Origin of the sequence: Pseudomonas sp. MS15a(2019) (genome assembly GCF_013277805.1) — a bacterium.
Lineage (GTDB): Bacteria > Pseudomonadota > Gammaproteobacteria > Pseudomonadales > Pseudomonadaceae > Chryseomonas > Chryseomonas benzopyrenica.
The window spans coordinates 1-14256 of sequence record NZ_VBTN01000010.1; the positions used below are offsets into that span (position 1 = coordinate 1).

The 14256-nt window shown below is 69.1% G+C and carries 11 protein-coding genes; 4 read left to right on the top strand and 7 right to left on the bottom strand.

The genetic code is table 11. The annotated features are described in order from the left end of the window. Positions 1 to 185: 185 nt before the first annotated feature. From dhbA to FEZ61_RS14445, 4 genes are read right to left on the bottom strand one after another with little or no spacing between them, the layout of a single operon-like run. Entirely contained in the window at positions 186 to 941 is a 756-nt protein-coding gene (gene dhbA / locus FEZ61_RS14430) for a 2,3-dihydro-2,3-dihydroxybenzoate dehydrogenase (protein WP_017642150.1), read from the bottom strand. 10 nt (positions 942 to 951) lie between these two features. Further along, positions 952 to 1815: an isochorismatase gene (locus FEZ61_RS14435; protein WP_173149207.1), complete on the bottom strand. Its 864-nt coding sequence runs from the start codon at positions 1813 to 1815 to the stop codon at positions 952 to 954. A gap of 8 nt (positions 1816 to 1823) precedes the next feature. Beyond that, positions 1824 to 3449, bottom strand: a complete 1626-nt coding sequence (locus FEZ61_RS14440; protein WP_064308274.1) for a (2,3-dihydroxybenzoyl)adenylate synthase — start codon at positions 3447 to 3449, stop codon at positions 1824 to 1826. Then, entirely contained in the window at positions 3446 to 4633 is a 1188-nt protein-coding gene (locus FEZ61_RS14445; RefSeq protein WP_178121574.1) for an isochorismate synthase, read from the bottom strand. Before FEZ61_RS14445 ends, FEZ61_RS14440 begins: the two co-directional genes overlap by 4 nt. Before the next feature lie 283 nt (positions 4634 to 4916). On the opposite strand from FEZ61_RS14445, the gene fepB reads away from it, so the two are divergent. Continuing rightward, complete coding sequence (gene fepB, locus FEZ61_RS14450) at positions 4917 to 5885, top strand: Fe2+-enterobactin ABC transporter substrate-binding protein (RefSeq protein ID WP_064308276.1); 969 nt, start codon at positions 4917 to 4919, stop codon at positions 5883 to 5885. Positions 5886 to 5947: 62 nt separating this feature from the next. Here fepB and entS read toward each other — a convergent pair whose 3' ends face one another. Beyond that, complete coding sequence (entS, locus tag FEZ61_RS14455) at positions 5948 to 7177, bottom strand: enterobactin transporter EntS (RefSeq protein WP_173149209.1); 1230 nt, start codon at positions 7175 to 7177, stop codon at positions 5948 to 5950. A 126-nt stretch (positions 7178 to 7303) separates the two neighbouring features. Here entS and fepD point away from each other — a divergent pair, with 126 nt between their 5' ends. From fepD to FEZ61_RS14470, 3 genes are read left to right on the top strand one after another with little or no spacing between them, the layout of a single operon-like run. Continuing rightward, positions 7304 to 8299: a Fe(3+)-siderophore ABC transporter permease gene (gene fepD / locus FEZ61_RS14460; protein ID WP_017642144.1), complete on the top strand. Its 996-nt coding sequence runs from the start codon at positions 7304 to 7306 to the stop codon at positions 8297 to 8299. Further along, the gene (fepG, locus tag FEZ61_RS14465; protein WP_064308277.1) at positions 8296 to 9294 is read left to right on the top strand and encodes an iron-enterobactin ABC transporter permease; all 999 of its coding nucleotides are present in this window, start codon (positions 8296 to 8298) and stop codon (positions 9292 to 9294) included. The genes fepD and fepG overlap by 4 nt, the downstream gene beginning before the upstream one ends. Next, positions 9291 to 10097 carry an ATP-binding cassette domain-containing protein gene (locus FEZ61_RS14470; RefSeq protein ID WP_017642142.1) on the top strand — a complete coding sequence of 269 codons (807 nt, stop codon included), beginning with the start codon at positions 9291 to 9293 and terminating at the stop codon, positions 10095 to 10097. Before fepG ends, FEZ61_RS14470 begins: the two co-directional genes overlap by 4 nt. Here FEZ61_RS14470 and FEZ61_RS14475 read toward each other — a convergent pair. Continuing rightward, positions 10094 to 14032 carry an enterobactin synthase subunit F gene (locus tag FEZ61_RS14475; protein WP_017642141.1) on the bottom strand — a complete coding sequence of 1313 codons (3939 nt, stop codon included), beginning with the start codon at positions 14030 to 14032 and terminating at the stop codon, positions 10094 to 10096. The two genes, FEZ61_RS14470 and FEZ61_RS14475, sit on opposite strands and share 4 nt — an antisense overlap. A gap of 11 nt (positions 14033 to 14043) precedes the next feature. Further along, positions 14044 to 14250: an MbtH family NRPS accessory protein gene (locus FEZ61_RS14480; RefSeq protein ID WP_017642140.1), complete on the bottom strand. Its 207-nt coding sequence runs from the start codon at positions 14248 to 14250 to the stop codon at positions 14044 to 14046. Positions 14251 to 14256 lie beyond the last annotated feature (6 nt).

Here is a 14256-nt window from a genome sequence, read left to right on the forward strand (position 1 = left end):
CGGCATCGAGTGCTCAGGTTGGGCAGGTGCTTAGCCGGCTCCGGGTAATGAGGTAGCTAATCCCATTACCCGGGAGAGATACAAGGTTGGGCTGAGACAGCCTCACCGTCGAAGCCCAACACAGGCGGTCGCCGGACAACGCCTGTTGGGCTTCGCTAATGCTCAACCCAACCTACGAAAAGCCCTCACGCTGCCAGGGTCGCGCCGCCGTCCACCACGATGTCCTGCATGGTGATATGGCTGGCCAGGTCCGAGGCGAGGAACAGCACGGTGTTGGCGATCTCGTCGGGCTGAGCGATCTTGCGCAGCGGGATGCCCAGCTTGAAGTCTTCCGGCAGGCCGTCCACCAGGCGCTGATAGCCCTCGGGCGAGCCGAGCATGCCGGCCAGCATGGGGGTCGCCGTGGAACCCGGTGAGACCACGTTGCAGCGCACGCCCGAGCCCGCCAGTTCCAGGGCCACGCAGTGGCTCAACGACACCAGCGCCGCCTTGGAGGTGCAGTAGCCGGCCATTTGCAGGCGCGGCACATGGGCGGCGTTGGAGGCGATGTTGACGATGGCGCCCTGGCCCTGGGCCTTGAACAGCGGCACCAGCTGGCGGAACAGGTAGAAGGGCCCGGAGACGTTAACGTCCAGCAGTGCCTGCCAGTCGTCCAGGCTCAGGCTGTCGCTGGTGCCCAGACGCAGCACGCCAGCGCCATTGACCAGCACGTCCAGCCGGCGCTCCTCGGCCAGCAGGGACTGGCAAACAGTCTCGACCTGAGCCGCGTCGGCGACATCCAGCAGCTGGGTGCGGAACGGATAGCTGCTCTCGGCGAAGTGCCGGTCGAGGCCGACCACCTCGGCGCCCGCTGCCTGGAAGCGCCGCGCCACCTGCAAGCCGATGCCCTGCCCGGCGCCGGTCACCCAGACGCGCTTGCCAGTGAAATCCAGTTGCGTCATCAGAGGCTCCCTAGGCGCGAGCGCGCAACAGATCCAGCCAGCCCTGCAGGGTCGGCTGGGCGGCGAGATCGGCGAAGGTGACCGGCAGGCCGCGCTTCTGCCATTCCCCCACCAGGGTCATGACCTGCACCGAATCCAGACCGAAATCGGTCAGATTGTCGTCCAGCGCCGGCTCCTCGTCGTCGGCATCCAGCAGCGGCTGGACCTGGGCGCGCAGCCAGGCTTCGTCCAGCACGACCGCGCCCGCGCCGGTGACCTGGGTGGTGCTCAGGGTGCTGCCACAGCGAGTGGCCACGTAGCGTAGCGCCATGCGGTGCTCTTCTTCGCTGAAGTCGGCCACGGCGTCGCCGATCAGGAAGGCCTGGATGTCTCTCATGAAGGCGTCGGTACAGGTGGTCAGGCAGCCGATGTGGGCATAGACGCCGCAGACGATCAGCTGGTCGCGCCGCCACTCGGTCATCAGGTCCTGCAGGTTGGAGCGGTGGAAGGCGCTGTAACGCCACTTGGTCAGCACCACGTCACCGTCCTTGGGTGCCAGTTCGTCCACCACCTGCTGCAGTGCGGGATCGGCCTGGGTCAGACCCGGACCCCACATGTCGTTGAGCAGAGCGCGATCGGCCGGCGGCTGGTCGGTGGGCTGGGCGGTATAGACCACCGGCACGCCCTGGGCGTCGGCCCAGGCGCGCAGGGCGGCGATGTTGGCCACCACCTGGTCGATCAGCGGGCTGCTGTCGCCATAGAACTCGACGAAATAGCGCTGCATGTCGTGGATCAGCAGCACGGCGCGGTCGGCCGCGGGCGTCCAGTCGACCTTATTGGCAGGAAAGCCGTCGGGCTGGGGCAAGGGATAGGAGGCAAGACGGGGAATAGCCATGGGAAACCTTAGAGACGCTCGGTGGAAGGGGTCTGCAGCTGCTCGCGCAGGCGGCGCTTGTCGATCTTGCCGACGGCGGTGAGCGGCAGCTGGTCGAGGAACTGGAAACGGTCGGGCAACTTGTATTCGGCCACGCCCTGCTCGCGCAGATAGCGGCGCAGGGCCACCGGCTTGAGCGCCGGATCGCTAACCACCAGGCAGGCACAGCTCTTCTCGCCCATCAACTCGTCGGCGATGGCCACCAGGGCCGCGTGAGTGATACCGGGATGGCGCAGCAGCAGGCCCTCGATCTCGGCCGCGGCGATCTTCTCGCCCCCGCGGTTGATCTGGTCCTTCACCCGGCCGACCACCTTGAGGTAACCGGCGGCATCGCGCTGGACCACGTCCCCGGAAAAGTAGAAACCCTCGGCATCAAACACCTGGGCATTGTGCTCGGGGCTGCGGTAGTAACCGCGGAAGGTGTAGGGACCGCGGGTGGACAGCAGACCAGGTTGGCCATCGGGCACCGGCTGGCCGTCTTCGTCGGTGATGCGCACCTCGTCATCCGGACTCATGGGCCGGCCCTGGGTGGTGAAGAGACGCTCGGGTTCGTCGTCCAAACGGGTGTAGTTGACCAGGCCCTCGGCCATGCCGAACACCTGCTGCAGCTGGCAACCCAGTTCGGTGGGCACCCGCCGGGCCTGGGCCTCGGCGAAGCTGGCGCCGCCCACCTGCACCATGCGCAGGCTGGCCAGTCGCGCGCGTTGCTCAGGCGCCGCCGCGGCCTGCAACCAGAGCGCCACCGCCGGCGGCACCAGGGCCACCCAGTCCACCTGATGGCGCTCGATCAGCGCGAAGCAGCGCAGCGGCTCGGGATCGCGGGCCATGACCACGCAGCCGCCGGCGATGAAGACGCCCAGGGCGCCGGGCGAGCTGAGGGTGTAGTTGTGCCCTGCCGGCAAGGCGCAGAGAAAGCGCGTCGCCGGGGTCAGCTGACAGATCTCGACGCTGCGTCTGAGGCTGTAGTAGTAGTCGTTGTGGGTGCGCGGGATCAGCTTGGGTGTACCGGTGCTGCCACCGGAAAGCTGGAAGAAGGCCACCTCGCCACCCGCGGTGGGCGTCAGTTGATAACCCTCCAGGGGGGTATCCAGGCGCTGCTGCAGGCTGCGTGCATCCTGCGCGCCGTCCAGCAGCACTTCGCTCAGCCCGGGCGCCACGTCACGCAACTCGGCGACAAAGGTATCGTCACGGAACAGGTTGTGCTCGGTGGAAGCGATCAACAGCCGCGGCTGGATCTGCCGCGCATAGGCCAGCAGCTCCAGCTTCTGGTGACTGAACAGCGCATTGACCGGGGCGATGCCGGCCTTGAGTAGGGCAAAGAACACCACATAGAACTCGGCCACGTTGGGCAGCTGCACCAGCGCCGTGTCGTGGCGGCGCAGACCGGCGGCCTGCAGGTGGGCGGCCAGGCGGCTGGAGCGCTCGTCCAGCTCGGCATAGCTCAGCTGGCGCTCGCCACAGAGGATCGCCGGGGCGTCCGGCAGGGCCGCGCGACTGCGGGCCAGGATCTCGGTCATCGGCAGGTCGGACCAGTAGCCGAGGGCGCGATAGCGGGCGGCCAGGTCTTCCGGCCAGGGGGTGAATTCCAGACTCACGTGGGGTTCTCCTCGTCGAGCAAGCCACAGGCGGCGCGCATGGTGCCCAGTTTGGCGGTGACCTCGGCCCATTCCGCCGCGGGGTCGGAGGCCTCGACGATACCGGCGCCGGCGAACAGCCGCAGCCAGTCGCCCTGCACCGTGCCACAGCGGATGGTGACCACCCACTCGCCGTTGCCCTGGGCATCGCACCAGCCGACCATGCCGGTGAACAGGCCACGGTCGAAGGGCTCGATGCGCTCGATCAGCTGGCGCGCGGCCACCGTCGGAAAGCCGCAGACCGCCGGGGTCGGGTGCAGCCGGCAGGCCAGTTGCAGCGCCGAGGTGCGGCTGTCGGCCAGTTCGCCGTCGATGGCGGTGGACAGGTGCCACATGGCGTTGGTGCTGAGCAGCGACGGCGCCTCGGGCACGTCCAGGCGGCTGCACAGGGGCGCCAGCTGCTGGCGGATGTCCTCGATCACCAGGCGGTGCTCGTAATGGTCCTTGCTGGACTCCAGCAGTTCGCGGGCCACCCGCTGGTCGTCCAGGGGATCAGCGCGGCGCTTGGCCGAACCGGCCAGGGGATTGGTATGGACGAGCGCGCCCTGCTTGCGCACCAGCAACTCGGGGCTGACCCCGACCAGCTCGCCGCCCTCGGCGGTAGGGATGCGGAATTGATAGCCGGTGGGATTCTGCCGCGCCAGATTGGCGAGGATGGCCTCCACGTCGGCGGGCTCGGCCAGCTGGATTTCCTGGATGCGTGACAGCACCGCCTTGCTCAGCTCACCGCGGCGGAAGGCCTCGATGGCCTCCTCCACCGCCAGGCAGAAGCCGTCCGCGCTGGGCAGGTTGCGCACCTCGCGCACCTGCGCCGGGGTCACCGGTGCGCTGCTGACCGGTGCCGGGCGCGCCATCCAGGCATGCTCGCGGGGCACATAGAGGCAGGAGGGCTTGGTGGTATCGAAGGGAATGGCGCCCATGATCACCGGCTCGGCGATGCCGGCCTGACGGGCACGAGCGAAGGCCTCTTCCACGGCATGCAAAAACAGACTGTCCCGGTGCGCGCCGCCGCTGGCTGGCGTCTCGACCCGGGCACAGATGCCGCGTCCGCGCAGGACACGGTCACCCGACTGGAACAGGAAGGCGGCCTGCTCCTGCTGCTCGGTGGCGATCTGCCCGACCACGTCAGCCCTTTTACTCGACATTGCTACGGACCTCTACACAAATGATAATGCTTATCAATAAGCAGAAATTAACTTTTGTATCAGCGGAAGTCAATTCGTTAGCTGCCAAACGGTTTCCCTCTACAGCACGCAACCCTTTGATCTGGTCGGCAAATCGCCACTGGGCAGAACATCGGCAAGACTGTCGGACCGCTCTGGCCTTCCGCTTTGCGCGCGCTCGCCCCTGGCCGCCATCGGCAGCCCTTGCTGTAGCGAGGTGCATCTTTGAAAATGAGAGTGATTATCTTACAACCGGAAGGCGTCCATGTTCAGCTCGTCGTCAGTGTTTCGCATTCTCACCCCGCTGATCCTCGCCATTCTGGCGCTGGGCGGTACCGCCCGCGCGGCGGACTGGCCCCGACAGATCAGCGCCGACGGCAATCAGGTGACCCTGCCGGCCAAGCCGCAACGCATCGTTTCCACCAGCGTCACCCTCACCGGCGCCCTGCTCGCCATCGGCGCGCCGGTGGTGGCCAGCGGCGCCACCTCGCCCAACAACAGATTCGCCGATGACCAGGGGTTCCTGCGCCAGTGGGGGCAGGTCGCCAAGCAACACGAGGTGAAGCGGCTGTACATCGGCGAGGCCAATGCGGAGGCGGTGGCCGCCGAGGCGCCGGACCTGATCCTGGTCAGTGCCGCCGGTAACGACTCGGCGCTGCGCCTGGTCGATCAGCTCAAGGCCATCGCCCCGGTACTGGTGGTGGGCTACGACAATCGCAGCTGGCAACAGGTGGTGGAACTGCTCGGCCAGGCCACCGGTCGCGAGGACGCTGCTGCCAAGGTAGTCGCAGATTTCGACCGGCGGGTCTCCGACCTCAAGGCGCGCCTGCAGCTACCGCCGCAACCGGTGTCCGCCTTCGTCTACAACCCGGCGACGCGCCAGGCCAATCTCTGGACCGCGGCCTCGTCCCAGGGCCAGTTGCTGGAAAGCCTGGGCTTCACCCTGGCGACGCTGCCGGCCGGGCTGACCACGGGACACAGCCAGGGCCAGCGCCACGACATCCTGCAGCTGGCCGGCGAAAACGTCGCCACCGGCCTCACCGGCCAGACCTTTCTGCTGTTCGCCGCGGACACCAAGGAAGCCGAAGCGGTACGCGGCAATCCGCTGCTGGCGCACCTGCCGGCGGTCAAGGACAACCGCGTGGAAGCCCTGGGCGCCGAGACCTTCCGCCTCGACCCCTACAGCGCCAACCTGCTGCTGGATCGCCTGGAACAGCGCTACGCCAAGCCTTGAACCGAGAAATCGTGGAAAACGCTACGCGGTTTTCCACACTACGCAAGACGCACCGGAGCGGATCAGGCGCCGAGGCTTTCCGCCCGGCGCAGGCCGCGGGCCAGCGCCCAGCAGAGGGCGGCCACCCCGGTGGCGACCAGACCAAAGACGTAGGCCGCCTGCGCCGGCAGCAGCAGGCTGGCCAGGCCGCCGAACAGCGCTGCGCCGATGGCCTCGCCGCCGATGTTCTGCGCCGTCCACAGCGCATTGATGCGCCCCAGCAGGCGATCCGGGGTCAGGCACTGGATCAGCGCGTACTGCACCAGGGAATTGAGCGCACCCAGGTAGCCGAACAGCACCAGGCACAGCGCTGACAGCCAGAAGCCGGGCAACAGGGCGAACACCGCCACCGCCAGAAAGGTGGCCACCGCGGTCATCAGCAGGGTACGGCCGGGGCGTGGTGCCTGGTTCAGTCGACCACTGGTGAGGGCGCCGATGGCCGCGCCCAGGGGTGCGGCGGCATAGAGCCAGCCCAGGTGTCCGGTATCCAGCCCCCAACTCTCGCCCAGCGACGGATAGAGCACCCGCACCGCATTGGCCATGGTCACCAGGGCGCCGACCAGGGCGACCGCGCCCAGCAGGCGATTCTCGAAGAGGAAGGCGATGCCGCCTCCCAGGGCCTGCCAGGGCGTTTCGCGCGGCTGTTCCGGCGGGGGCAGCGGCGGCAGGCGCAGTAGCACCAGCAGGGTGATGAGGGTGCCGCCGGCGGTCAGCATGTAGTTCCAGGCCACGCCGCTCTGGGCGATCAGCAAGGTGCCCAACGGCGGCGCGACGATGGCCGCCACCCGCACGCTGAGCATATTCAGGGCGCCGGCCTGCACCATGGACTCCCGACCGACCAGGATCGGCGTCACCGCCAGCAACGCGGTGACGCCCAGGGCACCAAAGAAGCCATCCCACAGCGCCAGCAGGTAGATGGCCGTCAGCGATGGCTCGGGCAGGCTGGCGTTGACCGCCAGGCCGATGAAGCCCAGGCCGCAGATGGAGCGGGCGGCGAGGATCAGCCGGCGCCGCTCCAGGCGATCGGCCAGCACCCCGCCGGTGAGCAGGCCGACGAACATGCCGATGCCGGCCATGCTCAGCGCCAGGCCCACCTTGAGCGGCGAGTCGGTCAGGGCCTGGACCTGAATGGGTATCGCCACGGCCAGCAGGCCGAGGGACAGCACGGACACCAGACGGGCGATGAACAGGGTACGAAAGGCGGCGTGGGACCTGAGCAGGCCGAAGTCGAGCAGAAAGGACGTCTTGGACATGAATCACCGGAAAAACACAGGGGACGCTATCGAGCCGCCGAGGCAAGGCTGTTAGCATGTAATACAGACTATCATGTGTTAATACGCCTTGTTCTCATCCACTCCCCTTCCTGTCGGTCGTCCCGGATGACCAGGCGCCGCCTCTTCATCCTCGGCTGCGCCGCCCTCCTGCTGCTCCTGGTGATGGCTGCCAGCCTGGCGCTCGGCTCCACCGCCATACCGCTGGCCGACGTCTGGCAGGCGCTGGGCCACGGTTGCAGCGATCCGGCCTGTCTGATCGTGCGCGAGGCACGGCTGCCACGGACCCTCGCCGGTCTGCTCGCCGGCGCGGCCCTGGGCGTGGCCGGCACCCTGATGCAGGCGCTGACGCGCAATCCCCTCGCCGATCCGGGCATTCTCGGCGTCAACGCCGGTGCCAGCTTCGCCGTGGTGCTGGGCATCGCCCTGTTCGGCGCCAGCGGTCCCGAGCACTACCTGGGCTATGCCTTCGCTGGCGCCCTGCTCGCCAGCCTGGTGGTGCTGCTGGCCGGTATCGCCGGTGGCGGCGGCTTCAATCCCATGCGTCTGGTGCTGGTGGGGGTGGCCCTGGGGGCCATGCTCGAAGGTGTCAGCTCGGGCATCGCCCTGCTCGATCCCCAGGTCTACGATCAGCTGCGATTCTGGCAATTCGGCTCGCTGGACGTGCGTCAGCTGGAGCTGCTGCGCAGCGCCAGCCCGCCGGTACTGGGCGGGGTGGCTATCGCCCTGCTGCTGGCTCCGGCACTGAATGCCCTGAGCCTGGGCACCGACCTGGCCGTGGCCCTCGGCACCCGGGTCCGTCAGACCCAGTTGCTCGGCCTGCTGGCCATCACCCTGCTCTGTGGCGCCGCTGCCGCGGCGGTCGGACCCATCGCCTTCGTCGGTCTGATGGTGCCGCACCTGGGCCGCTGGGCCATCGGCGAGGACCATCGCTGGCTGCTGCCCTTCGTGCTGCTGTTCACCCCCAGCCTGCTCCTCACCGCCGACATCGTCGGCCGCCTGCTGGTCACCAACGAGCTGCGCGTCTCGGTGGTGACCGCCTTCCTTGGCGCACCCCTGCTGATCTGGCTGGCGCGCCGTCAGCGCCAGGGAGGTCGAGCATGAACCGCCCCGGTCGCCTGCGCCTACCCGCCGTGCTGCTGGCCCTGCTCGGCGGCGCGCTGCTGCTGGCGGTGTTCGCCCTGGGTAGCGGCAGCCTGGCCCTGAGCCCTGCCCAGGTAGTGGCCGCCCTGCTCGGCGAGGCGCCGCGCGGCATCGAACTGGTGGTCACCCAGTGGCGCCTGCCGCGGGTGGCCCTGGCCCTGCTGATCGGCGCCGCCCTGGGCCTGAGCGGGGCGCTGTTCCAGTCGCTGCTGCGCAATCCTCTCGGCAGCCCGGATATCATGGGGTTCAACACCGGCGCCTACAGCGGCGTGCTGGTCGCCCTGGTGCTGTTCCAGGCCAGCATCCTCTGGAGCACCACCGCCGCCCTGATCGGCGGCCTGCTCAGCGCGGCGCTGGTCTATGCCCTGACCTGGCGCGGCAGCGGTGTGGATACCCTCAGACTCATCATCGTCGGCATCGGCGTGCGCGCCCTGTTGATGGCGCTCAATACCTGGCTGATCGTCCACGCCTCCCTGGAAGCCGCCTTCAGCGCCGGCCTGTGGAGTGCCGGTTCGCTCAACGGTATCACCTGGGCCAAGGCCTGGCCGGCGGTGGTCTTCATCCTGCTGGCGGGTGCGGCCAGCCTGGCGCTGAGTCGCCGGCTGTTCCTGCTGGAGATGGGCGACGACACCGCCTGCGCCCTGGGCGTGCCGGTGGAGCGCACCCGGCTGTCGCTGCTGGGCCTGGGCGTGGTGCTCACCGCCGCCGGCACCGCGGTGGCCGGCCCCATCTCCTTCATCGCCCTGGCCGCGCCGCAGATCGCCCGCCGCCTGACCGGCACCCAGCGTCTGGCGCTGCCCGCCGCCGCCCTCACCGGCGCGGTCCTGCTGCTGGGCGCGGATCTCATCGCCCAGCGCCTGTTCCTGCCCTATGTCCTGCCGGTGGGCCTGGTCACGGTGAGCCTGGGCGGGCTCTACCTGATCGGCCTGCTCATCTGGGAGTCCCGCCGCTCATGAACGACGCCCCTTCCTCGCGCCTGCACGCCGAGCGCCTGACCCTGGGCTACGGCCGCAAGCTGATCGCCGAGGACCTCTCGCTGACCATTCCCGATGGCGAACTGACGGTCATCATCGGCCCCAACGGCTGCGGCAAGTCGACCCTGCTGCGCACCCTGAGCCGGCTGCTGGCGCCCAGCCAGGGCCAGGTCTGGCTCGACGGCCAGGCGATCCAGAGCTATCGCACCAAGGAGGTGGCCCGCCGTCTGGGCCTGCTGCCGCAGAGCTCTCAGGCCCCGGGCGATATCTCGGTGCGCGATCTGGTGGCCCGCGGACGCTATCCGCACCAGACCCTGTTCGGCGGCGTGCGCGCCGACGACGAGCGTGCGGTGACCCACGCCATGCAGGCCACCGGCGTCTTCGAACTGGCCGACCGGGCGGTGGACACCCTCTCCGGCGGCCAACGCCAGCGGGTATGGATCGCCATGGCCCTGGCCCAGGAAACACCCCTGCTGCTGCTGGACGAACCCACGACCTGGCTCGACATCACCCACCAGATCGACCTGCTGGAATTGCTGGAAGACCTCAATCGCCAGCAGGGCCATACCTTGGTGATGGTGCTGCACGACCTCAACCACGCCTGCCGCTACGCCACCCACCTGGTGGCCATGCGCGGCGGCAAGGTACTGGCCACCGGCCGCCCGCGCGACGTGGTCACCCCCGAATTGATCAAGGCGGTCTACGACCTGGACTGCCTGATCATCGACGACCCGGTGGCCGGGACACCCATGGTGGTGCCCCTGGCACGGCGCTCGGCTGGCTAGAGTCCTTTCAGCGCCCGATTCAGCACCGGACCGATCTGCGCCAGCTGGGCCGGGGCGATGATGTCGACATGGGCGCAATCCACCTCATGGGCCTGCAGGCGGGTGATCCAGGGCGCCCAGGTGGCCTTGACGTCCATTCCCGCGGGCAGGGTGCGGCGGGCAACGAACATCAGCGCTTCGCCGTCGAAGCGAGCGCTGCGCGCCGTGGCCAGCAGCCGAACCGAATCGGCGTAGTTGCCCTCGATGGTGGCGAACAGCTGCGCCCCCTCCCCCAGCGCCGGATCGGCCAGCCCCTGCTGGGCGGCGAGAAAGGCCTCGCGCTCGCGATTCACTTCGGCCAGCACCTCCGGATCCAGCTCGCGCTGGCCCTCGCGCTCCTGCCAGTTCTGGGTTTCCGGCGGATAGGTATCGAGCAGGCCAAGGAAGGCGACCTGCTCCCCGGCCGCCTGCAACCGCGCCGCCAGGCCCTGGGCCAGGGTACCGCCCAGGGAATAGCCGAGCAGATGATAGGGACCCTGCGGCTGCACCTCGCGCAGGGTGCGCAGATGGCGCTGGATGACGGCTTCCAGATCGGCGCCCTGGGCCAGGGGGCCGTCCGGACGCGGCGACTGGATACCGAGCAACGACCAGCGCGGATCCAGGTGCCGAGCCAGCACGCTGAATTGCCAGGCGAAGCCCGAGGCCGGATGGAAACAGAACAGCGTGGGACCGTCGCCCGGGCGCAGCGGCAGCAGGGTCTCGAAGCCGGCACGGGTTTCGCGGGCCGCGTCCTGCTCCAGCTGGCGCGCCAGGCGGGCGACACTGGAGGCCACCATGATCTGGCCGATGGACACCGGCTGCCCCAGCCGCCGCCGCAGATTGGCCGCCAGGGTCATGGCCAGCAACGAATGACCGCCCAGGGCGAAGAAGTCATCGTCCGCGCCACCGATGGCGCAGCCGAGCACCTCGGAAAAGGCCGCCGCCAATTCACTCTCCAGCCCCGGCGCCAGGGGTCGGCTCGCGGCCCTGGCCACGCCCTGGGGCGCCGGCAGAGCCTTGCGATCCAGCTTGCCGGTGGCCCCCAGAGGCAGGGTGTCCAGCTCCACCAGGGCCACTGGCACCAGATGCGGCGGCAGGCTTTCGCCCAGGCGCGTGCGCAGGCGCTCCAGGTCCAGTGCGGCGCCCGGCTGGGCGATCAGATAACCCACCAGTTGGCGCGCATCGCCACCCGCGCTGTTGGCCGCCTCGCCCAGCACCCGGGCATGGGTGACCGCCTGGGCCACGCCTGGCAGCGCCAGCAGGGCATGGTCGATTTCCGCCAGTTCGATGCGCTGCCCGCGCAGCTTGACCTGGTCGTCGCTGCGCCCGAGGTACTCGACGACGCCCTCCGGCAGCCAGCGCGCCACGTCGCCGGTGCGATACAGCCGCTCGCCCTGCCCGTCCGGCGCGGCGATGAAGCGTGCGGCGGTCAGCTCCGGTCGGCCCAGGTAGCCATCGGCGAGTTGCACCCCGCTCAGATAGAGCTCCCCCGCCACACCCGGCGGCACTGGACGCAGGCGTTCATCAAGGATGTGCAGCCCGGTGTTCCACACCGGCTTGCCGATGGGCACGCTGCTGCCGGTAACAGCCGCCAGGGCGGCGCCATGGGCCGGATGGTAGGAGACGTCCACCGCGGCCTCGGTGGGGCCATAGAGATTGTGCAGGGGCGCGCCGACCCGGCGCTCCCAGGTACGGGCCAGCTCGGCGGGCAGGGCTTCACCGCTGCAGAACACCTGACGCAGGCTGGCGCAGCGGGCCACCGCGGCCGGCTCGTCCAGGCTGGCGACGAAGGCCGCCAGCATCGACGGCACGAAGTGCACCGTGGTCACCCGCTCGCGAGCGAACAGCTCCTGCAGCGCCGCGGGATCGCGATGGGCCTCGGGCGGCGCCAGGTACAGCCGGGCGCCCACTAGCAGCGGCCAGAAGAACTCCCAGACCGAGACATCGAAACTGCTCGGTGTCTTCTGCAAGACGGTGTCGCCGGCGCCGATGGGATAGCTGTCCTGCATCCACAGCAGGCGATTGACGATGGCGGCATGGCCGACCACCACGCCCTTGGGGCGACCGGTGGAGCCGGAGGTATAGAGCAGATAGGCCGGATCGCCGGGGCGCGGCCCTTCGAACACCGGATCCTGGTCCAACCCCTTCAGGGGCGCATCCAGAATCAGCACCTGGCTATCGTCCAACCCCGGGAAACGCCCGCGCTGGCTGGCATCGGTCACCAGCACCCGTGGCCGGGCGTCGTCGAACATCAGTTGCAGGCGCTCGTCAGGATAGCCGCTGTCCAGCGGCAGGTAGGCGGCGCCCAGTTCGATCGTGGCCAGCAGCGCCAGGGACAGGAACACCGAACGCGGTAGGGCCACGGCAACGATATCGCCCCGCCCTACCCCGGCCGCGCTCAGCCGTTGGGCCAGGGCCAGCACCTGCTGGCGCGTTTCCCGATAGCTGAAGGCGTGCTGCAGATCGGCCAGCGCGGGCGCCGACGGCGTGCGCGCTGCCTGGTCGGCCAACAGGGTCACCAGGGTGGTCGCCGGTAGCGCGCGCTCAGTGGCGTTGATCGCGGCCAGCCAGTTCCGGTCTGCCGGGGCCAACAGGTCTGCTTCACCCAGGGTAAGGCCAGGGTGATCGGCGAATTGCTCCGCCAGCAGGCCAAAGCGCGCGGCGTGTCCCTGCAGCAGCTCGGCGGCATAGCGCTCGGCATTGCCCAGCAGCTTGATGTCCAGGGCACCGCTCGCCTCCAGGTAGAGGGCGATCTCCAGGTCGCGCACCGGCCCCGAGGCCAGTTCGTGGGTGATGCCCGGCACCCCGGCGAAATCCAGGGCGAAATCGAACAGCTTGAGGTTGATGACTGGTCCGGTCAGCGGCTCGGCATCGCCCGGCCGGCCGAGATCGCGGGCGATCTGCTCGGCGTCGTAACGCTGGTGGCGACGCACCTTCTTGAGCTCGGCGGCCAACCCGGCAGCCAGCTCCGGCAGCCTCTGGGTCGAGTCGGTACGCACGCCCAGCGGCAGGACGTTGAGGGTCGCGCCACCGGATTTGAGCGCCACCGACCCCATGCGCCGCATGAAGATGAAGCCGGCGCTGAAGGCCGGTTGCCCGCTGAGACGGGCGAACCAGGTGGCGGCCAGGGCCACAGCCAGATCCGCTGGCGTCACCCCTTGGGCCTTGCCCTGTTCGGCCAGTCTGGCGAAGACCTCGGCAGGTACCCGGGCGCGCGCCTCCACCACCCGCGGCGTGGGCACCTGTCCCGACAGGCCACCCGGCGCCAGGGAGGCCGCCGGCGGCAAGGTCGCACCGCGTTCGCGCCAGAAGGCTTCGTCGCGCTCGCGGACGGCCGACTGCTGATAGTCCTGATACTCGCGCACCACCTCGGCGAAGGAGACGAAGGGCGAGGCCTCGGCCGTCTCGTTCCGCATCGCGGCGCTGTACAGGGCGGCCACCCGCTTGGCCAGGGCGGCGAAGCCATAGCCGTCGATCAGCAGGTGATGATAACGCTGGTACCAGAACAGGTGATCGTCGCCCAGCTGGTAGATCCGGTTGAGCCACAGCGGACCGCCACTGGTGGCCCGCAGGTCGCCGTCGAGATCGGCGCGGATGGCCGTTCGCGCCGCATGCTCGGGATCCGCCGCATCGCGCAGATCCAGCCACTCGGGCGCAGTGATCACCGCAGTGTGGTCGATCCACTGCACCAGTTCGCCCTCACGCTCGGCGAACCTGAGCTGCAGGCTGTCCAGTTCGCCGAGGCCCTGGACGATGGCCGCCAGCAGCGCCTGGGCGTCGAGCGGCCCGCGCAACTCGACCAGATGGGCCACGGCGAAGGCATTGGCATGGGGCGACAGCTGATCGGCCATCCAGATACCGGGCTGGGCGGCGACCAGGGGCAGCTCGGGAAAGACGCAAGAGGGCGTAGAGGACACAGGAACTCCAGTCAGGAAAGCAGAGAGGCGACCGGGCGGATATCGCGCCAGTGGCTGGCCAGCCAGTCGTCGCAGGCCGCGCGCGGCGCGGGCCCGAACACCGGCGCCCAGCCGGCGGGAACGGCCATAGCCTCCGGCCAGAGGCTGCACTGGCCCCGGGCATTGCGCAGGATCAGCAGCACCTGCGCGGGATCGTCGAAGGGATTGAGAGCGTCCATCGGACC